Origin of the sequence: Staphylococcus sp. EZ-P03 (genome assembly GCF_003344575.1) — a bacterium.
GTDB classification, from domain to species: domain Bacteria; phylum Bacillota; class Bacilli; order Staphylococcales; family Staphylococcaceae; genus Staphylococcus; species Staphylococcus simulans_B.
The window spans coordinates 1-23,608 of the sequence record NZ_QPMO01000012.1; the positions used below are offsets into that span (position 1 = coordinate 1).

20 protein-coding genes and 1 riboswitch are annotated in these 23,608 nt (G+C 36.2%); of the genes, 4 read left to right on the forward strand and 16 right to left on the reverse strand.

The window, feature by feature from the left end:
• Positions 1 to 303 precede the first annotated feature (303 nt).
• Both DVJ99_RS07235 and DVJ99_RS07240 read left to right on the forward strand, forming a co-directional pair.
• Entirely contained in the window at positions 304 to 1,467 is a 1,164-nt protein-coding gene (locus tag DVJ99_RS07235; protein WP_114603722.1) for a C47 family peptidase, read from the forward strand.
• Between the two features lie 134 nt (positions 1,468 to 1,601).
• On the forward strand, positions 1,602 to 1,931 hold the full coding sequence (locus tag DVJ99_RS07240) for a staphostatin A (RefSeq protein ID WP_162912152.1): 330 nt from the start codon (positions 1,602 to 1,604) through the stop codon (positions 1,929 to 1,931).
• A gap of 266 nt (positions 1,932 to 2,197) precedes the next feature.
• Here DVJ99_RS07240 and pepF read toward each other — a convergent pair whose 3' ends face one another.
• From pepF to spxA, 3 genes are all read right to left on the reverse strand, one after another.
• Positions 2,198 to 4,006: an oligoendopeptidase F gene (pepF, locus tag DVJ99_RS07245; RefSeq protein ID WP_114603724.1), complete on the reverse strand. Its 1,809-nt coding sequence runs from the start codon at positions 4,004 to 4,006 to the stop codon at positions 2,198 to 2,200.
• A gap of 197 nt (positions 4,007 to 4,203) precedes the next feature.
• Positions 4,204 to 4,920 carry an adaptor protein MecA gene (gene mecA, locus DVJ99_RS07250; RefSeq protein ID WP_105993698.1) on the reverse strand — a complete coding sequence of 239 codons (717 nt, stop codon included), beginning with the start codon at positions 4,918 to 4,920 and terminating at the stop codon, positions 4,204 to 4,206.
• A 310-nt stretch (positions 4,921 to 5,230) separates the two neighbouring features.
• Positions 5,231 to 5,629 carry a transcriptional regulator SpxA gene (spxA, locus tag DVJ99_RS07255; RefSeq protein WP_002481951.1) on the reverse strand — a complete coding sequence of 133 codons (399 nt, stop codon included), beginning with the start codon at positions 5,627 to 5,629 and terminating at the stop codon, positions 5,231 to 5,233.
• 412 nt (positions 5,630 to 6,041) lie between these two features.
• Between spxA and trpS the strand changes: the two genes are divergently transcribed.
• Together trpS and DVJ99_RS07265 are read left to right on the forward strand one after the other, a co-directional pair.
• Positions 6,042 to 7,037: a tryptophan--tRNA ligase gene (gene trpS / locus DVJ99_RS07260; protein WP_105993697.1), complete on the forward strand. Its 996-nt coding sequence runs from the start codon at positions 6,042 to 6,044 to the stop codon at positions 7,035 to 7,037.
• Between the two features lie 151 nt (positions 7,038 to 7,188).
• A complete protein-coding gene (locus DVJ99_RS07265; RefSeq protein ID WP_105993696.1) occupies positions 7,189 to 7,479 on the forward strand; it encodes a hypothetical protein in 291 nt (96 codons plus the stop codon).
• A gap of 54 nt (positions 7,480 to 7,533) precedes the next feature.
• Here the strand turns inward: DVJ99_RS07265 and DVJ99_RS07270 are convergent, their stop codons facing one another.
• The 13 genes from DVJ99_RS07270 to opp3b (DVJ99_RS07330) form a co-directional block, all read right to left on the reverse strand.
• Positions 7,534 to 9,159, reverse strand: a complete 1,626-nt coding sequence (locus DVJ99_RS07270; RefSeq protein ID WP_114603725.1) for a peptide ABC transporter substrate-binding protein — start codon at positions 9,157 to 9,159, stop codon at positions 7,534 to 7,536.
• Positions 9,160 to 9,210: 51 nt separating this feature from the next.
• Positions 9,211 to 10,146: an ABC transporter ATP-binding protein gene (locus DVJ99_RS07275; protein ID WP_114603726.1), complete on the reverse strand. Its 936-nt coding sequence runs from the start codon at positions 10,144 to 10,146 to the stop codon at positions 9,211 to 9,213.
• Positions 10,143 to 11,222 (reverse strand): ABC transporter ATP-binding protein, encoded by a 1,080-nt coding sequence (locus DVJ99_RS07280; protein ID WP_114603727.1) that lies wholly within the window; start codon positions 11,220 to 11,222, stop codon positions 10,143 to 10,145. The genes DVJ99_RS07275 and DVJ99_RS07280 overlap by 4 nt, the downstream gene beginning before the upstream one ends.
• Before the next feature lie 21 nt (positions 11,223 to 11,243).
• Positions 11,244 to 12,287 (reverse strand): oligopeptide ABC transporter permease, encoded by a 1,044-nt coding sequence (gene opp3C / locus DVJ99_RS07285; RefSeq protein WP_114603728.1) that lies wholly within the window; start codon positions 12,285 to 12,287, stop codon positions 11,244 to 11,246.
• The gene (gene opp3b / locus DVJ99_RS07290; protein ID WP_114603729.1) at positions 12,284 to 13,213 is read right to left on the reverse strand and encodes an oligopeptide ABC transporter permease; all 930 of its coding nucleotides are present in this window, start codon (positions 13,211 to 13,213) and stop codon (positions 12,284 to 12,286) included. Before opp3b (DVJ99_RS07290) ends, opp3C (DVJ99_RS07285) begins: the two co-directional genes overlap by 4 nt.
• 584 nt (positions 13,214 to 13,797) lie before the next feature.
• Positions 13,798 to 15,543, reverse strand: coding sequence for a phosphomethylpyrimidine synthase ThiC (gene thiC, locus DVJ99_RS07295; protein ID WP_114603730.1), 1,746 nt, complete (start codon positions 15,541 to 15,543; stop codon positions 13,798 to 13,800).
• A gap of 159 nt (positions 15,544 to 15,702) precedes the next feature.
• A riboswitch (TPP riboswitch) is annotated at positions 15,703 to 15,802 on the reverse strand.
• A 90-nt stretch (positions 15,803 to 15,892) separates the two neighbouring features.
• Entirely contained in the window at positions 15,893 to 16,504 is a 612-nt protein-coding gene (locus tag DVJ99_RS07300) for a GNAT family N-acetyltransferase (protein ID WP_114603731.1), read from the reverse strand.
• A gap of 23 nt (positions 16,505 to 16,527) precedes the next feature.
• Positions 16,528 to 17,517 (reverse strand): MsnO8 family LLM class oxidoreductase, encoded by a 990-nt coding sequence (locus DVJ99_RS07305; protein ID WP_114603732.1) that lies wholly within the window; start codon positions 17,515 to 17,517, stop codon positions 16,528 to 16,530.
• Between the two features lie 168 nt (positions 17,518 to 17,685).
• Positions 17,686 to 19,353 carry a peptide ABC transporter substrate-binding protein gene (locus tag DVJ99_RS07310; RefSeq protein WP_105993692.1) on the reverse strand — a complete coding sequence of 556 codons (1,668 nt, stop codon included), beginning with the start codon at positions 19,351 to 19,353 and terminating at the stop codon, positions 17,686 to 17,688.
• Positions 19,354 to 19,366: 13 nt separating this feature from the next.
• The gene (locus DVJ99_RS07315) at positions 19,367 to 20,410 is read right to left on the reverse strand and encodes an ABC transporter ATP-binding protein (RefSeq protein WP_114603733.1); all 1,044 of its coding nucleotides are present in this window, start codon (positions 20,408 to 20,410) and stop codon (positions 19,367 to 19,369) included.
• Positions 20,400 to 21,482: an ABC transporter ATP-binding protein gene (locus tag DVJ99_RS07320; RefSeq protein WP_105993690.1), complete on the reverse strand. Its 1,083-nt coding sequence runs from the start codon at positions 21,480 to 21,482 to the stop codon at positions 20,400 to 20,402. The genes DVJ99_RS07315 and DVJ99_RS07320 overlap by 11 nt, the downstream gene beginning before the upstream one ends.
• Positions 21,483 to 21,497: 15 nt before the next feature.
• Complete coding sequence (gene opp3C, locus DVJ99_RS07325) at positions 21,498 to 22,565, reverse strand: oligopeptide ABC transporter permease (RefSeq protein ID WP_105993689.1); 1,068 nt, start codon at positions 22,563 to 22,565, stop codon at positions 21,498 to 21,500.
• Complete coding sequence (gene opp3b / locus DVJ99_RS07330) at positions 22,565 to 23,491, reverse strand: oligopeptide ABC transporter permease (protein ID WP_105993688.1); 927 nt, start codon at positions 23,489 to 23,491, stop codon at positions 22,565 to 22,567. The genes opp3C (DVJ99_RS07325) and opp3b (DVJ99_RS07330) overlap by 1 nt, the downstream gene beginning before the upstream one ends.
• Between the last annotated feature and the right edge of the window lie 117 nt (positions 23,492 to 23,608).

Genomic DNA, 23,608 nt, shown 5'->3' on the forward strand with positions numbered 1-23,608 from the left:
TTTAAGTTTGAAATCTAAACTATAACTTTTATTCATAATTAAACACCCCAAAAGTTGAATTTTGTAGGTTCAACTTTTGGGGTGCAGTACACTTTAAGACAAGTGTTTTTTTATGCTTTCATACAATTCAATCGAGTTTAACTGGTTAACTTATATCAAATTATTAATTTTACTTATCGTAGTTGTTAATGTAATTTAATATTTGAATATTTAGACGATTAACTATTTTATAAATGAATCTATGTTATATTTAAAAACGAGATACTTCTCAAAATTGAATGTAATTGAATGGAGGAATAATGATTGAATAACAGAACAACCTTTATCAAAGCCGCTTCCATCTTACTCTTATCTATAATCATGGTCATCAGCGGCGCATTTTCAAGCCCCGACTCAAACAACGTACATGCGGCAGCTTCTGCTTCAGTAAAGATTAAAGTCAATCATACTGAAATACCGTATAAAGCAGAACAAGAAGCTAAGGCACACTTTGCAAGTTATGCACAAGCACTCTCCCAAATCGATAGTTCCGGCAATCATGGCCGATTCAGATTAGGCAAACCGTTTAAAATCTATAAATTTGACGGACAAGAAGACGGCAACTATTACTACCCTATTATGCAAGGCAATACAATCCACTATATCTTAACTGTCAGTCCAAAAAACACATCCGATGTACATACAGATAAAAATCAAGCGAACTACAGTGTACGTGTTTCAAAATTCATCTCAGATGCCCTAAACCAATACAGAAACGGCAACCAGCCTATCACGATCTACACAAATAAGAACGGTTATTACATCGAGCAGCACCAGCAGCTCAAATTGATTAAACGTACAACACTTCCAAATCAACCCACACAGCCAGATCAGCCCGCAGCACCTAAAAAGCAATTAGCACAAACAGTCGATACGACACAAACACAAACAGCAACTCAAAATTACGGTACAAAATATGTAAACTTGCTGCCGCATTTCAAAATCCGCGAGCAACAAGGTTATAACGGCTGGTGTGCAGGATATTCTATGGCCGCATTATTAAATGCGACAAAAAACACATCAACGTATAACGGCGAGTCTATTATGCATCAAGTGCACCCTAATCTTACAGGCCAACAATTCCAATTTACAGGATTAACGATTCAAGAAATGATAGACTACGGCAAATCACAAGGCCGCAATACCTCTTATTATGACGGTATGCCAAGCTATGATGTTGTTGATCAGCAAACGAAACAAAATAAAGGTATGGTCGTCTTAGGAGAACAAGTCGAATCGTCACAAGGATTGCATGCAGGACATGCAATGGCTGTTGTAGGCAATGCGGAATTGTCTAACAGCGAAAAAGTAATTGTCATCTGGAATCCTTGGGATCAAGACTATACACTGCAGCCTGCAGATAGTAATATCATCCCTGTTTCAAACGGCGACCACTATCAATGGTTCGGTTCAGTTACAGGCTTCTAAAATGAAAGAATAAGCTTTCGTTTCATTCAATAAGCTATGTACAATCTATATTAGGGTATAGGATAAGTGAATGTTGTTTCATGCGATGCATGAGCAGCTGTAAATTACTTTTGCATACAAAGGATGAATTTATAATGGAAAAGACAGTCATCAATATTCAATATGACAATAACCTGTCAGAAGAAGCATCAGAGTTTCTGACGCAATTAAAAGGAGAATGGATGAGCCGCGAGGATGATTTAATTGTCGATTTGCGTGTGATTTTTGATACTACTGAAGACACTGAGGACTTATTCAATATTAAATCATTGGATGATTCAAAAGATGAAATCACACTCGTGTCAACAGAAGATGAACAAATCGCATTATTGATTGCTTTAAGTGATCCTTTCCATATTCAATATCAAGTCACAAATATTGAAAGACTCGGTACATCTCGTTCATTAACATTAGAAAAAAGATAAACACACGAAGCTTTAATCGGCCGGTACAGTCTTACTGTGCCGGTATTTTTGTGTTAAAAAAGCGCATAAAAAAACGCCGTGTCTGAATACACGGCGCTAAACAAAGGGGATGGGAGAAATTTTTCACTTCAAACAAAGGGGTATGTTTGTTATGTGATTAATTTCATGGTCATAATATACCACGCGTTCCCACCCTTTTCAAGACGGTGAACCTATGAAAACGTTTTTGTCACAAACTTGTCATATTGTAAACGATTTCACAAGGTTTATTCTTTAATTAGTTTTTCAAACTCGTCTAATTTTTTCTCGAACATTTTGCATGCTTGTTCAATTGGTTCTGGTGTTGTCATATCTACACCTGCATTTTTAAGGATCTCAATCGGATAATTTGAGCTGCCTTTTTTCAAGAATTCGTTGATATAACGTTCTACTGCAGGTTTGCCTTCATTAAGGATTTGATAGCTTAAGCTTTGTGCTGCACTGTAACCAGTCGCATATTGATATACATAATAGTTCATGTAGAAGTGCGGAATACGTGACCATTCTTTACTGATGTCTTCGTCTGTTTCTACAATATCTCCGAAGTATTTACGGTTAAGTGCCGCATATTCTTCATTCATACGGTTCGCAGTCAACGGTTCCCCTGCTTCTTCAATTTGATGGATTTTGTGTTCGAATTCTGCGAACATTGTTTGACGGAATAAAGTCGCACGGAAACGTTCTAATTCTTGGTTCAATAATAATAAACGACGTTCATCATCTAAGTGTTTTTCCATATAATCGCTAAGCAATGCTTCATTAGTTGTTGAAGCAACTTCTGCCACGAAAATAGAGTAGTCACTATGATTAGATGGTTGGTTTTTACGGCTGAAGTAACTGTGTGCAGAATGACCGAATTCATGAATCAATGTGAATAAATCAGACACTGTATCTGACCAGTTCAATAAGATGAATGGGTTCGTTAAGTGTGCACCAGATGAATAACCGCCTGAACGTTTGCCTTTGTTTTCATAAACGTCTACCCAACGATTATTCAAGCCTTCTTTAACCACATCTAAATACTCATCGCCCATTGGTTCTAAAGCTTTCAACATCCATTCTACTGCTTCATCATAAGGCATTTCGAATTTAATATCTTTAACTAATGGTGTGTATAAGTCATACATTTTCATGTCGTCTAAACCTAATACATCTTTACGTAATTGCGTATAACGATGTAAAAGCGGTAAATATTCATGAACAGTTTTAACCAAGTTATCATAAACTGCTTCAGGGATATGGTTGTTGCTTAATGCTTTTTCGCGCGCTGTTTTATAATTATGCGTACGTGCATTGAAGACATGTTTTTTAATTTCCCCTGTTAATGTTGCCGCAATAGTATTGTTAAATGCACCGTAAGCTTTATAAAGATTTCTAAACGCTGAACGGCGTAATTCACGATCATCAGATTCAAGATATTTGATGAATGTACCTTGTGTTAATGGATGTTTTTCTCCATTTTTATCTACCGCATCTTCAAATTCTAAGTCAGCGTTGCTGAACATACCGTAAACATTTGAAGGTGTAGATAATGCATCTTGTGCTTCTGTTAATAATTTTTCTTTATCTGCACTTAATACATGCGGACGCTCCTCATTAATTAATTTCAAATCAAAGGCATAGCGTTCTAAGTCTTTGTTTTCATCGATGAATTTTTGGATTGTAGCTTCATCGATTTGTAAGATTTCAGGTACTAAGAAACTCCAGCTTGAGCTTAATTTAATTGCTAATTGATGTGCACGTGCTTCATAGCCCGTATATTTATCATTACCTGTATCTTGGTCTTGTTTTAAGTGGGCATAAACATAAACTTTTTCAAGTTTCGTTTCGATTTCATCTTCTAAAGCTAATGCTTCATAAAGTGTTTGTGCACTATCAGCTAAGTGGCCTTTAAATTTTTCTTCGGCACCTAAATAGCCTTCTACTTCTTTGAAAGCAGCTTCAAAGGCCTCATCGCTTTCAAAAATCGTTGTTAAATCCCAAGTATACTCAGGATGTTTTTGTTCTTGTTGTTCTCTTGTTAATTGTTGACTCATATTAAAAAGCCTCCTCTTATGCTAATATCAATAATTTAATTTTCTCATTATTTCGTTGATTTTGCACGTTATTGCGTCTCATGGATAAGAGACAGTCAAGAAAACGTACAATTTTAGGGTTTTATTTTGGATTATTCAAAAAATGCATATAAAAAAGCCCATCCAACTAAGGATAGGCTCAATCTATACTTCATTACTTAAGCTTCTGTAGTATCAGTAAAGAAGCGGCGTACTTGTGCTGTTACGTTATGACTCATAATGATTTTACCGTAATCGTTCAAGTAAACTTCTGAACGATCGCTTGGTGCAGCGAATTCTAATAATTGACTGTAGAAGTCATTAATTGTTTCTTCTACTACACTTTCATCAAAATGAATTGCGTAATAGTACTCATTATTCAACATATATAATAAATCTTCAAAGCCTTCAGTAGGCTGATTGTTATGATGTGCATAATCAATAACAGACTCTAAATCATCGAATTTTACGATAACAAGACGACCGTTGGTATGACGTGCTTTTTTACTGAATTGATCTCTTGATTGAGAACGTTTTGAATGTTGTCTTTGTTCTGCTTCTTCGTGTTCTTCTTCAAACGTTTGTTCAAGTAATTCATTTAATTGGCGATCAAATTCATTATTCATACTTTCGTCATTCATATTCATCATTTCTTCGTTCTTAGATTTAGAAATAGTGACTTCCACACCTTTTTCAAAAGCATGTACTTGAATCCATAATGGACCTTCAACAACGAAATCTTCTTCCTCATTGATTTCTTCCATCATTGACCAGAAGAATTCTTCACCTCGTTGACGGTTTGTCCATAAGTCTTCTCTTTTGAAACCTCTTGCTTCAATGTCACCATACGTTATGAAAAGTTTAACAGTTGTATCATCTACGCGCTCTATTCTCATATCATCTCACTCCTTACAGTCGATGAATAGCAATATCTAGACTTTAGACAAACTTTTCTAGAGTCTAGGCAGCGTCTACTTTGTCGACAACCTAGAATAGTACCCATATTGTATTAAAACGGTGTGCAAATTACAATCTATTTGTTTATAACATAAAACATGACTTACCGTTGACTTATTATAATAACATATTACCCTTTAATATTCCACGGAAACCGCTCGAACATTGCATTAATTACTCAAAGCACATAAAAAGCCACAGCACATTGTACTGCAGCTCTTTCGTATTCATTGAGTTTTGAATGATATCTTATAAATCTACCATACGTTGTGCTTCTTGTAATTGGAACGTACGCACTTTTCTTGGTAAGAAACGACGAATTTCATCTTCGTTGTAACCAACTTGCAAACGTTTTTCATCTAAGATAATCGGACGGCGTAATAAGCCTGGGTTATCTTGAATGATTGTATATAATTCTTGTAGTGGTAATGAATCAATATCCACGTTTAATTTTTGATATGTTTTAGAACGTGTTGAAATAATTTCGTCTGTTCCGTCTTCTGTCATTTTTAAGATTTGTTTAATTTCATCAATTGTTAAATGTTCTGAAAAAATGTTACGCTCCGTATACGGAATGTCATGTTCTTGTAACCATGCTTTCGCTTTACGGCAAGATGTGCAGCTTGGTGATGTGAATAGTGTTACCATACATCTCACTCTCCTATTTATCATGAATTTTATTCATTGATTTTGTAGTTTCAGTTAAGAAAATTCACTTAAAATCAAAACGCTATACTCATCTATGTCTAAACAATGAAATGTTTTATCTATGATCAACGCTCGAATTCTTCTCTCTTAACTCTATGATTATAGTATACCCCTTCAACATTAAAATTAAATGAGAAAAACGGGGATATTAATAGAAAATTTCAAACATATCGAATTCTCAAATTTGAGCCCCCAAAACAACGTCTTTTGTTCAAACTTTTAAAAAAAATTGTTACGCTTGCGATATGTTAAAAAATTAGCTACATATATATTTTAACACACATTACAAACAATTAAAATACTGCTATAATAAAACTATTACTACATTATCGTAAGAAAGTGGGCATCATAAATGGAAACTCTATTCTCAGGAATTCAACCGAGCGGAATTCCAACTTTAGGCAACTATATCGGTGCGCTAAAACAATTCAGTGAAGTACAAGACGACTATAATTGTTTCTTCTGCATCGTAGATCAACACGCAATTACAGTACCGCAGGACAGATTGAAATTGCGCGAACGTATCCGTCAATTAGCTGCAATTTACTTAGCATCAGGAATCGACCCAGAAAAATCAACTTTATTTATTCAATCAGAGGTTCCTGCACACGTCCAAGCCGGATGGATGCTGACAACAATTTCTTCTGTAGGCGAACTAGAACGTATGACACAATTCAAAGATAAATCTTCTAAACAAACAGAAGGTATTCCTGCAGGACTTTTAACTTATCCGCCATTAATGGCAGCTGATATTGTACTTTACAATACCAACATTGTGCCTGTCGGAGAAGACCAAAAACAGCATCTTGAATTAACACGTAATCTTGTAGACCGCTTCAACAGCCGCTACAATGACGTACTTGTAAAACCAGAAGTACGCATGCCGAAAATCGGCGGCCGTGTCATGAGTCTTCAAGATCCTACTAAAAAAATGAGTAAAAGCGATGATAACGCTAAAAACTTCATTTCTTTATTAGATAACCCTAATACAGCAGCTAAAAAAATTAAAAGTGCTGTCACTGACTCAGACGGTATCATTAAATATGATAAAGATAACAAACCAGGTATCAGCAACCTTCTCTCTATCTATTCAAGCTTGACTGACGAATCATTCGCAGAACTTGAACAACGCTATGAAGGTAAAGGCTATGGCGATTTCAAAGGCGACTTGGCAGAAGTTGTTAAAAACTTCTTAACAGAATTCCAAGAACGCTATAATGACTACTATCAATCAGATAAACTTGATGAAATCTTAGACCTTGGACGCGACAAAGCAATCAAAGCTTCTTCACGCACATTGCAAAAAATGGAAAATGCGATGGGCTTAGGACGTAAACGTAAAAGATAATATAATCAACACATATCTACCGTATATTCTCTTCTGAGGATATACGGTTTTCTTTATCCTATTTTAAAACATTACACCACTTTAATTTCTATACCTTTAACACATTAAATACTATATAATGAATGTATACAATAAATGTGAGGTGCTTCCTATGCTTTCTGCTATCATTCGTACGATTGCTTGTATCGCAGCAACGCTTTATGTCATTTACAGTCTGTTTGTACATTACAATCCAGCAATCAATATCATTTTATTTGTCGGCTCTTTCATTATCTTTGCCTTCTTTGTCGGCAGATCTATTTTCTTTAACGGTAATTTTCCCTTATTTCATAACGCACAAGAACGTGCCAAATCCAAAGGAACAAACTACTTTTGGATTTACGCGAGTTTAACTTTTTATCTCGGTACATTGTTTATCGCTGTATTTCATACTATAAAGTAACTAAAAAAACGCCATTACTCTTAAATAAGTAATAGCGTTTTTTTAGTTGTGAAATTATTTATCTGATAATTCAACTTCTTTTAATGAATAATCTCCACCAAATTTGTGGTATTCAAAGTTTTTAATGTATTGACGTTTCAAGCCAGCGCCACCTTTTTGGAATAATGGAACAATTGGACTATTTTCTAATAATTTATCTTCTGCTCCTCTTAATACTTCAAAACGTTTTGCAGGGTCTTTCAATACTTCATCTGAATTTGCGTCATCTAACGCTTTATCATATGCAGGATCTGAGAAACCAGTTTGGTTAAATTGGCTATCTGATCTGAATAAATCTAAGTAAGTTGTTGGATCTGGATAGTCTGGACCCCAACCGCCCATTGAGATATCAAAGTTTAATTTTGTTTCTTCTTTTAATTTTTGTTTGAATGGCAATTGTTTGATTTTTAGAGTTACACCAGGTAAGTTTTTCTCAACTTGTGCTTTGATAAACTCTGCTTGAGTTAGAGCAGTATCTTGGTCATATGTTAAGAAATTGATTTCAAATTTATCTTGGCCTAATTCTTTTTTAGCTGCTTCTAATTCTTTTTTAGCATTTTCTTTATTGTAAGCAACACCGTCTTTTATGCCTTCAGTATAATCTTTACCGTCTTTTGATTTGATGAAGTCTTTGGCAGTTAAAATATTTGTTGCTTTAGAACCATTGTTCAAGTTGTTTTTGACAAAAGTATCTTTATCGATAGAAGAAGCTAAAGCTTTTCTAAAGTGCTCATTATCAAGCGCTTTGTTATGTGTTTTGTTTAATCTTAAGAAATAAACTGCAACGTCTTCTTTTGTATAAAAATCTTTGCTGTTTTTATATTTCTTAATATTTTCTGGAGTAAGACCTGTCATATCAGTGTCTTTAGATTCATACATATTAACTGCTGTTTGAGAATCTTTAACAATTTTATAATGTACTTTATTTAATTTAACTTTATCTTTGTCATAATACTTATCATTTTTAACTAAATCCCATGAATCTTCATTTTTCCAATTTTCAATTTTGAAAGGTCCGTTTGTAAGAACATCTTTTTCAGTAGTACCATATTTTTTACCATGTTCTTTTACAAATTTTTCATTTTGAGGCATAAAACTGCCAAATGATAATAATGATTGCATGTATGGTAAATCTTTTACTAAGCTGATTTTCAAAGTATGCTTATCAACTGCTTTTACACCTAACTCTTCAGGTGATTTTTTCCCTTCAGTAATTTCTTTTGCATTTTGGATATTTTCGAACATTTTTGCATATTCAGATGCAGTTTTCTTATCTACAGTTCTGCGCCATGCGAACACAAAGTCGTTCGCAGTGACAGGTTCACCATTAGACCATTTTGCATCGTCTCGTAATTTGATTGTCCAAGTCTTACCGTCTGCAGATTTTTCTGGATTTCCTTTGGCAATTCCTGGTACAGGTTTATCATTTTTATCAAGAACATATAATCCTTCATAAATTTGATTGAATTGTGTAAATGATACTTGGTCTGTAGCTAATGAAGGGTCTAATGTTGGAATATCAGAACCTTCCACTAATTTTAAAGTCTTAGTATCCTTACCTGAATTTCCGCCACCTGAACAAGCCGTCAACACTAACAGTGACGACAATATACCAGTAGCGATTTTAACTTTCTTATTCATTGCTGTTTCCTTCTTCCTGTTGCGATTTATATTAAAAATTTTAATATACAATTATTTTGATAGCTCTTTGTATTTTTCTTCTGTACAATAGACAAAATGTTTCTCTCTGACTTCATATAATTTTAAATCCTCAGAGCGTTTAAATCCTTTGTTGCTTTCATCTTCAGCATTATAATCAATAATTTCTCTTGATCGTTCCAATTTAGGATTAGCAATCGGTATAGCTGAAAGTAATGATTTTGTGTAAGGGTGTAATGGGTGGTTGTAGATTTCTTCTACATCTCCCAATTCCACCAACTTACCTTTGTACATTACACCGATACGATCAGAGATATACTTTACCATTGATAAATCATGGGCTATAAAGAGTACAGTTAATCCCATGCTTTTTTGTAATTCTTGCAATAAGTTGACGACCTGTGCTTGAATTGATACATCTAATGCTGAGATAGGTTCATCCGCAATTATAACCTTAGGGTTAACTGCTAACGCACGTGCAATACCTATACGTTGACGTTGTCCACCAGAGAATTCATGTGGATAACGATATGCACTTTCTTTATTCAATCCCACTAGTTCTAATAATTCAAATACTTTTTCTTTCCTTTCTTTCTTTGAACTATGTAGTTTTTGTACATCTAAGCCCTCAGAAATAATATCTATGATTTTAAATCTTGGATTCAATGATGCATACGGATCTTGGAATATCATTTGTACACTTTGTGTAAACTCTAATTTTTCTTTTTTATTTTTGAATTTTTGAGAATCTCTGCCTTCATACAATACTTCTCCAGAAGTTGCTTGATAAAGGTGCATAATCGTTCTTCCTAATGTAGATTTCCCACATCCAGATTCTCCTACCAAACCAAAAGTTTCACCTTTAAAAACGTCTAAGCTTACATCATCTACTGCCTTTACTTCTGTCGGCTTGCCAATATTAAAATACTTCTTAACGTTTTTGATTTCTAAAATTACTTCCTGTGTCATGATGAATAGTCTCCTTCGCTTAGAAGTTTAGGTTGTGCATAATCATTACCATCAAAAGATTTATTGAGTTCTTTAACGACCTCTGGAACTTCAAATTGCGGAGTAGCTTTATGATATAACCATGATTTAGCATAATGCGTTGGACTAAACTCGTATGTTGGCGGTTCTTGTTCAAAATCAATATCCATAGCAAATTCACTTCTTCTAGCAAATGCATCCCCTTTTGGCGGGAACATTAAATCTGGTGGTGAACCTGGAATAGAAGCTAATTTTACTGATTTATCAGTTTCTAAATGCGGCATTGATCCTAGTAACCCCCATGTGTATGGGTGTTTAGGATTATAAAAAATTTCATCAACTGTACCGTATTCAACAATTTCACCTGCATACATTACTGCAACTTTGTCAGCGACATTTGCGACTACACCTAAGTCATGCGTGATAAAAATAATTGATGTATTGTATTCTTTTTGCAAAGCTTTAAACAACTCTAATATTTTTGCTTGAACGGAAACATCTAGTGCAGTTGTTGGTTCATCTGCAATAATAATTTTTGGATCCAGTAATAATGCCATAGCAATAACAATACGTTGTCTTTGTCCTCCAGAAAATTGATGAGGATAATAGTTAAAACGCTTAGCTGCTTGAGGTACACCTACACTCTCCAACACTTTAATTGCTTCATCTTTAGCGTCACTAAATGCAACACCTTTGTGGACTTTCAATAATTCTGTGATTTGTTTACCTATTTTCATAGTTGGATTCAGTGCTGTCATTGGATCCTGAAATATCATTGAAATTTCTTTACCACGGATAGACTGCAACTCGTGATTAGATAGTTGTACCATATCTTTGTTATCAAACAGTACAGAACCTTCTTTGATTTTTGCAATTTTAGGAGGTAATAATTTAGTAATGGCTTTTGTTAACACGGATTTACCTGAGCCGGATTCACCTACAATTGCTAGAGTTTCCCCTTTTTCTAAATCTAAATTTACATTTCTAACCGCATGTACTACACCGTTATCTAAATGAAAATCTATATACAAGTTATTAATCTCTAGTATTTTACTCATACTCTACACTCCTGATGTTTATTATTCTGATTTAGGGTCAAATGCATCACGTAAGCCATCGCTAAATAGATAAAAACATAGAATAAGCAGACTTAAAATGATGGCTGGAATAAATAATTGATACGGGAACGTTAATAAAAATTTGCGTCCAGTATTTACGAGTGACCCTAAAGATGCTTGCGGTGCTGGAATTCCTAAACCAATGAAGCTTAAAAATGCTTCGAAGAAAATCGCACTTGGTACTGTAAACATCGAAGTAACAATGATTGCACCTGTTGCATTTGGTAATATATGCTTGAATATAATTTTTAAATTCGAAACACCTAATGAGCGAGCTGCCAATACAAATTCTTCATTTTTTAATTTCATAAACTGACCACGAGCAATACGGCTCATACCAATCCATCCAGTAACACTCATTGCTAAGATAATTGTCCAGATAGAAGGTTCAAATATCAATACGAACAAAATTAGTACAATCAAGTTCGGAATCGAACTCAAAATTTCAATCACACGTTGTAAAAACAAATCTGTTTTACCGCCAATATATCCTGAAATCGCACCATATGTCACACCGATAGCTATGTCCATAAAGGCCGCTACTAAACCAATAAATATTGAGATTTGTGCACCTTTCCAAGTTCTAGTCCAAATATCACGGCCTAAATTATCAGTACCAAACCAGTGATATTTTTCTACATGTTGTTCAGCGTATAAATCTCTTCCATTGGCATCCTTACCATCAAACGGAAGAAACTCTACTTTGTCTAAACCTTGAATTTTCGGTGGCAAGTTAGTACTATTTGTATCTTGTTCATAATACGTATAAGGACTGACCAACGGTCCTATCAAAGCAAACAGAACTAGAATTATCAAGCCGATCATGCCGTAAAATGCAGCTTTGTTTTTTTTAATTTGAACCCATATATGTTTAATTGTTGAATGGTATTCTCTTTCGTTTTTCTCAATATCATTGACATTAATCTTTCTAAATTGAAACTTAGAGGTATCAAGTATATTTTTATCTGACAGTGCCTGACTCTCTGAATGTTGATTCTGTGTCATGATTCTTTACCTCCCTGAGTTCTGATTCTTGGGTCAATAATGCCGTATAAAATATCCACGACAAAAATAGACACGATAAATAAGAAACTGAATAATAAAGTCAATGCCATAATGACTGGATAATCATTGGTTTGAATAGATCTTACAAATTGATCACCTATACCAGGAATAGCAAAAATCGTTTCAATTGTTAATGTCCCTGTCAACACACTTGCAAGCATCGGTATTGCGACAGTAACTAATGGAATCAAGGTATTTCTTAATGCATGAACGAACAAGATTCTGCTTTCAGATAATCCTTTCGCTCTCGCTAATAAAATATAGTCCGAACTCAAAACTTCAATCATTTCAGAACGAATGTATCTGGCTATAACTGCAATCAACCCTAGTCCAAGTGATGCAGTCGGCAGTACCGCTGATTCAAGTGATGTCCATCCGCTAACTGGAAACATCTCTAATTTTACAGCTAAAAAGTATTGTAAAAGTACGGCTAAAACAAAGGCGGGTACTGAAATTGCAAATACTGTAATTACTGTAGATGTATAATCTATCCAAGTATTCTTTTTAAATGCTGAAATTAAACCGAATAAAATACCGAAAACAACAGCAATAATCATCGCGTAAATCCCTATTTCCATTGATGGTCCGAGTCTTGGTTGAATTAATGACCAAACCTCTTTGTTATCATATTGAAACGAAACCCCGAAATCTCCTCTTATTATTTTTCCTAAATAATGCACATATTGAACTGGTAAACTATCGTTTAATCCATACTTTTCATTAATAATCGCCTTTTGTGCAGCATTTAATTTTTCATCATTAAATGGCGAACCAGGCATCAATTTCATTAAGAAAAAAGTAATAGACATAATTAAAAATAACGTAATTGCCATGAATCCAATTCTTTGTAATATGTATCTAATCATGTTGCTCACTCTTTCGTTGTATTTTTCTGAATCTTTTGATAAACGTATTATATACATTTTCTTAGCGTTGCGCAATATAAATTTTTATATCATTACGCATAAAAATACCCTATAATTAATATATATCATAAGAAGAGGTGGTCTGATTGACTTCTAATAAATTAAAACTGGCTCTAATCTTCAGTATTCTCATCTACTTTATTGTCAGCATACTAGGCTTTTACCATGAACAGTTCAATTCATTATTATTCGTTTTATCTTTCCTTGTGTTTGCTATCTTAATATTCAAAATTCTGCTTTCCAAAGGATCTTTGCACTTATTTCGTTATATTTTCGCTCGCACATCATTTCATTTAAAGAAAAAGAATCCACAAAGAAAATTCGATGGCCTTTATGAACACTATCAAAATATTGCCTCATGCCACGCTTCATCCTTCTGGATACTCATAAGTTTAATGACTTTTATCGAAACTATTATTATTGCTTTCCTATATGCGCATTAAAAAAGGTTGGTTCCGAAAGAACGAAACCAACCTGCATGATTTATAGTTTTCTAACTTATTGCTTTTACATAACACTTCAGTTTATTGATAAATATGACTGCCTTGTTCTACAAAGTCTTTTGCTTTTTCTTTCATCGCTTCTTGTCTTTCTTGTTCATCAAAATGATTTTGACGCAAATCATGAGAAATTCGCATTGAACAGAATTTAGGGCCGCACATACTGCAGAAGTGTGCAACTTTTGCTGCTTCTTTCGGTAAAGTTTCATCATGATATTCACGCGCACGTTCTGGATCTAGTGATAGATTGAATTGGTCAATCCAGCGGAATTCAAAGCGTGCTTTACTAATTGCATCATCACGATCAGAAGCACCTGGAAGACCTTTTGATAGGTCTGCTGCGTGTGCTGCGATTTTATAAGTGATAACACCTTCGCGTACATCATCTTTATTCGGCAAACCTAAGTGTTCTTTAGGTGTCACGTAACATAACATAGCTGTTCCGTAGCTTGCTATTTGTGCTGCACCGATAGCTGAAGTGATATGGTCGTATGCAGGTGCAATATCAGTTGTAAGCGGTCCTAATGTATAGAATGGTGCTTCTTTACAATAGAAATCTGCTAGATCTTGGTTTTCTTTAATTTTATGCATTGGGATATGTCCTGGTCCTTCAATCATAACTTGAACATCGTGTTTCCATGCGATATCAGTCAATTCTCCTAATGTCTTCAATTCAGAGAATTGGCTTTCATCATTCGCATCATAAATAGAACCAGAGCGCAAACCATCTCCTAATGACACTGCGATATCATATTGATTTAAAATGGCACAGATATCATCGAAGTGTTCGTATAAGAAGCTTTCTTCATGATGTGCTAAACACCATTGTGCCATGATGGAACCGCCGCGTGAGACAATACCTGTTAAACGATTAACTGTTAACGGTACATAGCGAAGCAAGACACCTGCATGAATAGTAAAGTAATCGACGCCTTGTTCGGCTTGTTCGATCAAAGTGTCGCGATAAATTTCCCAAGTTAAATCTTCAGCAACACCATTCACTTTTTCTAACGCTTGATAAATCGGTACAGTACCGACAGGAACTGGTGAGTTTCTTAATAAATATTCACGTGTGGCATGAATATTTTTGCCTGTTGATAAATCCATAATTGTATCTGCACCCCAGTGTGTCGCCCACACTAATTTTTCAATTTCCGCTTCAATTGATGACGACACCGCTGAGTTTCCGATATTCGCATTGATTTTCACTTGGAAATTTTTACCGATAATCATCGGTTCTGATTCAGGGTGGTTGACGTTATTAGGAATAATCGCACGTCCTCTTGCAATTTCATCTCTGACAAATTCAGGTTCTACCCCTTCACGTACCGCTACAAATTTCATTTCTTTTGTGATGATACCTTGTTTCGCATAGTGCATTTGAGTTATGCGTTTACCTTCTTTTGCACGTTTAGGCTGATAATTGAAAGGCGTTTCCACAAATTTATGATGGCCTTCTTTTTTAAAGCCGTTATCAATCGACTGTACTTTACGTCCTTCATAAGCTTCTATATCATCACGTGCATCAATCCAGTCGGTACGTAATTTCGGAATCCCTTTTTGAACATCTACTTCATAACCTTCTTCATGATAGACACCTGCTGTGTCATAGACCGTTAATGGCGCATTCTTTTGTGTGCTGTACTCTGTTACTGTATCGCTTAATTCGATTTCTCTGAAAGGCACACGAATATCTTCATCTGCCCCTTGCTTAAATACACGTTTGCTTGCTGGAAAACCTTTTTTTAATTCAATGGCTTCTTGTTTCATAAAAATTAATCCTCCCTGCTTCAATGCTAGGAGGTATACCTCAAGACACGACAAATAAGAAAACGCATTCATAAATTTATGAATGCGCAAAGATTTATACATACTGAACTTGATACAAACATACACCATGCATGTTTGTATTTATTCGTTTGATTACTTAATCGTCTATGTACGCTTCCCTACGCTAGTACTAACTAGATCAGGTTCAAAGGGTTGATTTGTTTATCTTTCAGCCTATAGGGCACCCCTAGCAATGAAATATTTAATTTACATTTTTATACTAACACTCAACAATCTAATATACAAGTCAATGAGATAAATTGTATTAAACACCTTTTATTGTAGAATTTCAGTTTAAATATTTTCTCATTTTATTCAAAGTTTCTCTGGCTACTGTCGTCTCCCCGACCTTTTCATAGCCTAACTTTTCATATAAAGCATTCGCTTTGTCATTGTATTGATTGACCGTCAGCGAAATTTTATCAAACCCTTTTTCTCTCGCTATGTTTTCAGCTGCTTTTAATAGCGTTTGACCTACGCCGCGGCGTTGAAAATCAGAAGATACAGACAACATAGAAACATGATACTCATCTTCTTCTGCTTCTTTCAAGTTGATTAAAGAGAAAATAGATTTGTAATATATCATCAACTGCGGTACAACGAATATCCGCTTCAATGCTATTATCTCCACTACCGTCGGTACTAATGCTTTTTCTAATTCTCGGTACGGCATACATGTGATTAGTCCTGCCACTTGTCCATCAATCATAGCAGCGAGTGTATGCTCATAACTGAAACGATTCTTTCTCATTTGGTAAAGCTTTTGCATATAGTGTTCGATCACACCTTGATTATCGCTTCCTACCATCACATGGCATAAATTGCCGATAGCGATGTAGTTCAATGCGCCCGCATCTTTAAATTCTGGTCTTGCAGATGTAATTTGTATTGCGTTGTTCACGTCAAAAATCTCCTTTGTTTCTATCAAACGTGCTCGGGTGCTAATTGTCTGACTGTGTTCATTCTCAACTTATGATTTGGAATCGGCATATGCAGCATCCATTCATCTATAAGTCCGCTTCGATTAATTTCATCTAATTTACTTACTACTTCTTCCTTATTTCCGCTCATAATATGCATACGTTTCTCAACAACGTCAAATTTTTCATTGCTTTCAGAAAGATATGCATCGACTTGTGCTTTTGTATTCAAAACCGTACGCCTGCCATCTTCTGAAATCAGCTCATAATGTCTTTGAGAAAAACGAAACGGTAATTGATTGCCGTCTCTCGTAGTAATCATAACAGGTACGCTGACAATAAATCTTCCTTCAGGGTAGCGAGATTTATAAGCTTTTAATGCTTCTTCTAAATCTTCTTGACTCGAATTAATGAAAAATGCATAAATAATACCGACTTTAGCTTCCGCTGCTTGAATCGCAGCATTTAAACTCGTCCCAAGCAAATAAATCGGAACACTTGGGCGGGTACTGCCTCTTTTAGCTGTTTTAAGTCCAGCATATTTTGAGTCTGAGTCGAAATTTTGTGTATTCAGTCCTCTTAAAATCTCAAACTTTTCATTAAACGAAAGTCCATGCTCTTTTAAATCTTCTTTCAATATACCTGTCACTTTCGGGAACCCGCCAGGTGCTTTGCCCACCGCTAAATCTGCACGATGGTTTGATAATTCGTCAATCAAATGGAATTGTTCTATCACCTTCAACGGATGATAATGCATCAGCATGACACCGCCTGATCCAATGCGCATGCGCTTTGTCTGATTTAATAAATGCATCGTCAAAATTTCTGGCGATGTGCCGATGACATCATTTAAATTATGATGTTCTGCGACTAAATAGCGGGTATATCCTAATTCGTCTGCAAGTTGTGCCAATTCTACCGTCTGACGCAGTGCTTCCTTTGAAGTTTGCTTTTTTGTAATAGGTGTTTGATCTAATATACTCACCGGCAGCATGTAACCCTCTCCTATTCTCTGCTCTTAAATTTATGCTATGGCTCAAAGATGAGAAAGTCAAAAACTATGATTTCACCATAATGACGAAAAAAGAAAACACGGCCGAAACCGACCGTGTTTTTGATATTTAAATCCCCTTATTTTGTGAAAAATTTATCCCTTTGTTGATTACTCTTTATCTTTCTTTTTCTTGCCTGTTTCTCTATCGATACTCTTATCGATATAAGCATGTTTCAAGGTTGTTTCTCCACCGATTTCATGGTAAACAATACCTTTCAGCTGAGGGTTGCGCAAACTTGCTGCACCTTGCTGATAAATCGGTGCGACTGGTGCTTCGCTTAACATCAGTTCTTCCGCATCTTTCAAATGATCGATACGTTTTTTTGGTTGTTTTAATAATGAACCGTTCGCTTCTTTTAACATACTATCGAATTTTTTGCTGCTCCAGTCAGTGTTGTTTTGTGCATTATCTGTTGTCATCGTATCTAAATACGTCATTGGGTCTGGATAGTCAGGTCCCCAACCAGATAAAGACATGGAGTAGTTCATTGTTAATTCTGCTGTTACCCTTTGTTTGAACGGTAATTGTTTAATATTTACATTCACACCTGGCAAGTTCTTTTCAATTTGTGATTTGATGAATTGGGCTGAAATTTTTGAACTTGGGGTATCTTCTGTATTTAATGTAAATGTAAATTCATTTTTGCCAAGTGCTTTTTTGGCTTTATCCAAATGCGCTTTCGCTTCTTTCGGATTATATTTCAATGGTGATTCAACCATATCAGCGTAATCTTTGCCATCAGGCAAGATTGCTGTTTTCTTCGATGTAAAGCCATCAAATGGTTTTGAACCATCGCCTAACACATTATCGACATACGCTTTTTTATCTATAGATTGGGCTATAGCGTAACGCATATCTTTGTTTTGGAATTCTTTTTGTTCTTTTTGATTTAATTTCAAGAAGAAAGTAGATGCTTTCAAGCGTTTAAACAATGCCGGGCTGTCTTTATATTTCTCTACTTGCTCTGATGTAATCCCTGCATTATCTACAGAGCCAGTATCATATAAAGATGCGCCTGCTTGTTGGTCTTTTAACACTTTGTAGCTGACTTTATCTAATTTAACAGCTTTTTTGTCCCAATATTTCGGGTTCTTTTTCATTAGAATTTTGTCTTCAACTTTCCAATCTGTTAATTCGAATGGTCCGTTGTAAACTGCTTTATCTGCAGTTGTCCCATACTTTTTACCATATTTTTTTGCTACTTTTTCATTTTGAGGCATATATGTTCCGAATGCGAGCATTTGATCAAAGTAAGGTAAAGGTTTGTTCAGCTTAATTTGAAGTGTGTAGTCATCCAGTGCTTTCACACCCAATTTACTTGCTGGCAGCTTACCTTCGTTGATTTTTTGCGCGTTTTTCATATCGTACATAATGTATGCATATTCAGAAGCTGTTTCCGGCTTCAATGCTTTTTGCCAAGCAAATACGAAGTCATGCGCTGTGACAGGGTCGCCGTTTGACCATTTCGCATTTTTACGCATTTTGATTGTTAATGTTTTACCGCCATCGCTTTTCTTAGGCATGCCTTTGGCAATCGCCGGAATCGCTTGGTCGTCATCATCTAATGAATATAAACCTTCATAAACTTGGTTATAAATATTAAATGATACAGTATCTGTTGCAAGTACACTATCCAGCGTACTCATATCTTGTGCTAATACAGAACGGTAAACTTGTCCCTTGCCATCATAAATACCGCCGCCTTGACTGCAACCACTAAGTACAAGGGCTGCGATAATCAAAGTCATAGCAAATGAAATTAATTTTTTCTTCATCGCTTTATCCCCCTTACACCGTTTGTTGTAATCTTTGTCTTAATTCTTCTGCTTCTTCATCTGTCACAAAGACATAATGTCCAGCACTGACTTCCTGCAGCGTACGTTCCTTGTCTTTCTCTTTATCTTCTTTATAAGTCAGACGTGTTCTTGTACGTTCGCTTTCAGGATCTGGCTGCGGTACTGCAGATAACAAAGATTTTGTGTACGGATGTAAAGGATGGTTATAGATTTCATCCGCCGTACCTAGTTCTACGATTTTACCGAAATGCATCACTGCAATTCTGTCTGAAATGTATTTCACCATAGATAAGTCATGGGCGATGAATAAGAACGTAATCCCCTTTTCGCGCTGCAGTTTCAATAATAAGTTGACGACTTGAGCTTGTATCGAAACGTCTAATGCCGAGATAGGTTCATCTGCGATGATGAATTCTGGTTCTACAGCCAATGCGCGGGCAATACCGATACGTTGTCTTTGCCCGCCTGAGAATTCATGCGGATAACGATTGGCATGTTCCTTATTCAGCCCTACTGTTTCTAACAAGTCGTAAACACGCTTTTTACGTTCTCTCGTATTTTTTGCTAGTTTATGAATATCAATACCTTCAGCAATAATATCCATGACTTTCAATCTTGGGTTCAATGAAGCATACGGATCTTGGAAAATCATTTGGATTTTCTTATTGAATTTCAGCATATCTTTGCGTTTTTTAATATCTTGTATATTAACCCCTTCGTAATATACTTCTCCTGCTGTTGCATCATTCAGTTTGATTAAAGCTTTGCCGGTTGTCGATTTCCCGCAACCTGATTCGCCTACTAAACCGAATGTTTCCCCTTTGAAAATTTTGAATGAAATATCTTCAACTGCACGTACTTCATTGCGTTTGCCGACATTGAAATACTGTTTTAGATTTTTAACTTCTAACAATACATCTTGTGACGGCGTTTCATTGCGTTGTGCTTGAAGCGCTGCTTGTTCATGTTTTGTTTCTTCTTGCTGCTTGCGAGCTGTTTCTGATTCTGTGAATTGCTGCTTGTGATTATCCTTCATTGAACGCCACCCCCTTTTGTCGTTGCGGCTTATCGAACTTATTAGCCAGTTTTCTTTGACGCTGCTGAACCAGCAATGGCGGTTCAACTTTCGGTGCACGTTCATCCAACAACCATGATTTTACAAAGTGTGTCGGTGAAACTTTGAACCAAGGCGGCTCTTCTTTGAAATCAATATCTAAAGCATATTGGCTTCTTGGTGCGAAAGCGTCTCCTTTCGGCGGATGCAATAAATCCGGCGGTGTTCCTGGAATCGCTGTTAATTCAATATCATTGCCAGTTTCTAAATCAGGCATTGATGACAGCAAGCCCCAAGTGTATGGATGCTGCGGATCATAGAAGATTTCATCGATTTCTCCTCTTTCAATCATTTGACCGCCGTACATTACTGCCACACGGTCCGCAATATTAGCAACTACCCCTAAGTCGTGCGTAATGAAAATAATCGATGTATCAATCTTTTTCTGCAATCTTTTCATCAAGTCTAAGATTTGTGCTTGCATCGTTACGTCAAGTGCTGTTGTCGGTTCATCCGCAATCAATACTTTCGGTTCGCATGCAAGTGCTGTCGCAATGACAATACGCTGTCTTTGCCCGCCTGAGAATTGGTGCGGATACGCTTTAAAACGTTCTTTCGCATTCGGCAAGCCTACCATTTCTAAAATCTCTAAAGCGCGTTTTTTCGCTTGTGATTTACTGTAATTTCTATGTTTAATCAGAGGTTCCATGACTTGTTTGCCGATTTGCATCGTTGGATTCAAAGATGTCATCGGATCTTGGAAAATCATAGAAATATCTTTTCCTCTTAATTTGATTAATTCTTTTTCAGATTTCTGTGCTAAGTCTTCGCCAAGGAATAAGATTTCTCCTTTTTTGATACGTCCTGCATCTCCTTGGAAGAGTTTTGTCAGTGCTTTTGTAGTCACTGACTTGCCAGAACCTGACTCTCCTACAATGGCAAGTGTTTCCCCTTTTCTTAAATAAAAATCAACACCGCGCACTGCCTGCACTTCTCCTGCATCAATATCAAAGGAGACATGCAAGTTGTTTACTTCTAATATTTTATCTGACATACCTTTTGCCTCCCTTTATTTACGCATTTTCGGATCGAATGCATCACGTAATCCATCACTGAATAAGTAGAAGAATAAGATTAATAAACTTAATACAACTGCTGGTATGAATAGTTCGTGCGGATGAATCAATAACATGGCACGTCCGTCATTTACAAGCGAACCTAAAGAAGTTTTAGGTGCCGGCACACCAATACCGATGAAGCTTAAGAATGCTTCGAAGAAGATAGCACTTGGTACTGTGAACATTGAAGTTACAACAATCGCGCCAAGCGTGTTCGGTAAAATATGACGGAAAATCAATTTCCATTTAGAAGCACCTAATGTACGAGAAGCAAGGACGAATTCTTGTCCTTTTAATTTTAAGAACTCTCCGCGTACCACACGGCTCATTCCGATCCATCCAGTAATCGCCATCGCTAAAATAATCGTCCAAATCGATGGTTCAAAAATCAATACGAATAGAATAACGACAATCAAGTTTGGAATCGAGGCAATAATTTCAATAATCCGCTGCATGACGTTGTCGACACGTCCGCCGAAGAAACCGGATATCGCACCGTAAACTACACCGATAAAGATATCGAGTGCTGCTGCGACAACCCCGATGAATAATGAAACTTGTGCACCTTGCCAAGTACGCGACCATAAGTCACGTCCTAGTTGGTCTGTCCCAAACCAGAAATTCTCTTTGACCCCTGCATCTTTATAAGCATCCGTGCCATCTGCCCCTTGTCCATCAAATGGCAAAAATGGAATTTTATCGAGTACAGGAATCTTAGCAGGAAGGTTACGTCTGTCGACATCTTGTTCAGCGTAGTCATGACCACTCATCATCGGCCCTAACAATGCCATGATGATAATCAAAATCAAACCGATCATCCCGATAACTGCTAATTTATTGCGTCGCAACTGACTCCAAGCATCTTGCCAGAAGTTCTTGCTTTCACGCTGAATCTCAGGTTCTCTTTCGATATCTTGTTCAGCTAAGATAAAGTTCGGCGCATTTTCCCCATCTGTTGTATGTGTAAGTGCCGCATTAGAATAATCTTCTCCATGCAGCTGGTCTCGTTTATCTGCCATTATTTCTTACCTCCTTGTACTCTAATACGCGGATCGATAATACCGTAGAGAATATCTACAATGAAAATCGATACGATGAATAACGTACTGAATAAAAGTGTGGTTGCCATAATGACAGAGAAGTCATTCGTTTGAATCGATCTTACGAATTGATCCCCTAGTCCTGGAACCCCGAAAATATTTTCGATTGTTAATGTACCAGTTAAAATCCCCGCTAACATCGGTACGATGATAGTGATAACTGGAATTAACGCGTTTCGCAATGCATGTCCGAATAATACACGCATCATCGAATTCCCTTTAGCTCTTGCAAGCAAGATGTAGTCCGAACTCAGCACTTCGATCATTTCCGCTCGTATGTATCGTGCGACTGTCGCAAGTACTCCTGCTGAAAGTGCGAGTGACGGTAAGACTGCTGTGGAAATACCTTCCCAACCAGCTACCGGGAACCATCTTAATCTTACAGAGAAAACATATTGTAATAATACTGCTAATACGAATGATGGTACTGAAACTGCGATAACTGAAATTACAGTTGCTGAATAGTCCACCCATGTATTTTGTTTAGTTGCTGCCGCAACCCCTAAAATCAAACCTAGAATAATACCGATAACCATTGCCGCAAAGCCCATCTCCATCGATGGAATCAATCTCGGCTGAATTAAATCCCACACAGGCTGGTTATGATATTGGAATGACACCCCAAAGTCTCCTGTGACAACGTTTTTAAGGTAATGCAGATATTGCACGATGACCGGATCATTCAAACCATAAGTTTCGTTCAAAATCTCCTTTTGGTCTGCGCTCAGTTTCGCATCATTAAACGGTGAACCCGGCATCAATTTCATTAAGAAGAAAGTGATGGTCATGATAATGAATAGAGAAACAAGCATGTACCCAAAACGCTTGAGTATATATCTAAGCATTGACAATCCCCCTTATAAATACAAATTAAACATTCCCTTCTAATTATCAGAAATATTTTAATATTAGTATATCGGTAGTTTACATTTAAAATCAACACAATTTTTTGAATAATTATA

What these genes read in the sequence shown, in the direction of transcription:
- DVJ99_RS07240 (WP_162912152.1), top strand. Translation starts at nt 1,602, where the DNA reads ATGGAAAAGACAGTCATCAATATTCAATATGACAATAACCTGTCAGAA.
- pepF (WP_114603724.1), bottom strand. Translation starts at nt 4,006, where the DNA reads ATGAGTCAACAATTAACAAGAGAACAACAAGAACAAAAACATCCTGAG.
- mecA (WP_105993698.1), bottom strand. Translation starts at nt 4,920, where the DNA reads ATGAGAATAGAGCGCGTAGATGATACAACTGTTAAACTTTTCATAACG.
- spxA (WP_002481951.1), bottom strand. Translation starts at nt 5,629, where the DNA reads ATGGTAACACTATTCACATCACCAAGCTGCACATCTTGCCGTAAAGCG.
- trpS (WP_105993697.1), top strand. Translation starts at nt 6,042, where the DNA reads ATGGAAACTCTATTCTCAGGAATTCAACCGAGCGGAATTCCAACTTTA.
- DVJ99_RS07265 (WP_105993696.1), top strand. Translation starts at nt 7,189, where the DNA reads ATGCTTTCTGCTATCATTCGTACGATTGCTTGTATCGCAGCAACGCTT.
- DVJ99_RS07270 (WP_114603725.1), bottom strand. Translation starts at nt 9,159, where the DNA reads ATGAATAAGAAAGTTAAAATCGCTACTGGTATATTGTCGTCACTGTTA.
- DVJ99_RS07275 (WP_114603726.1), bottom strand. Translation starts at nt 10,146, where the DNA reads ATGACACAGGAAGTAATTTTAGAAATCAAAAACGTTAAGAAGTATTTT.
- DVJ99_RS07280 (WP_114603727.1), bottom strand. Translation starts at nt 11,222, where the DNA reads ATGAGTAAAATACTAGAGATTAATAACTTGTATATAGATTTTCATTTA.
- opp3C (WP_114603728.1), bottom strand. Translation starts at nt 12,287, where the DNA reads ATGACACAGAATCAACATTCAGAGAGTCAGGCACTGTCAGATAAAAAT.
- opp3b (WP_114603729.1), bottom strand. Translation starts at nt 13,213, where the DNA reads ATGATTAGATACATATTACAAAGAATTGGATTCATGGCAATTACGTTA.
- thiC (WP_114603730.1), bottom strand. Translation starts at nt 15,543, where the DNA reads ATGAAACAAGAAGCCATTGAATTAAAAAAAGGTTTTCCAGCAAGCAAA.
- DVJ99_RS07305 (WP_114603732.1), bottom strand. Translation starts at nt 17,517, where the DNA reads ATGCTGCCGGTGAGTATATTAGATCAAACACCTATTACAAAAAAGCAA.
- DVJ99_RS07310 (WP_105993692.1), bottom strand. Translation starts at nt 19,353, where the DNA reads ATGAAGAAAAAATTAATTTCATTTGCTATGACTTTGATTATCGCAGCC.
- DVJ99_RS07315 (WP_114603733.1), bottom strand. Translation starts at nt 20,410, where the DNA reads ATGAAGGATAATCACAAGCAGCAATTCACAGAATCAGAAACAGCTCGC.
- DVJ99_RS07320 (WP_105993690.1), bottom strand. Translation starts at nt 21,482, where the DNA reads ATGTCAGATAAAATATTAGAAGTAAACAACTTGCATGTCTCCTTTGAT.
- opp3C (WP_105993689.1), bottom strand. Translation starts at nt 22,565, where the DNA reads ATGGCAGATAAACGAGACCAGCTGCATGGAGAAGATTATTCTAATGCG.
- opp3b (WP_105993688.1), bottom strand. Translation starts at nt 23,491, where the DNA reads ATGCTTAGATATATACTCAAGCGTTTTGGGTACATGCTTGTTTCTCTA.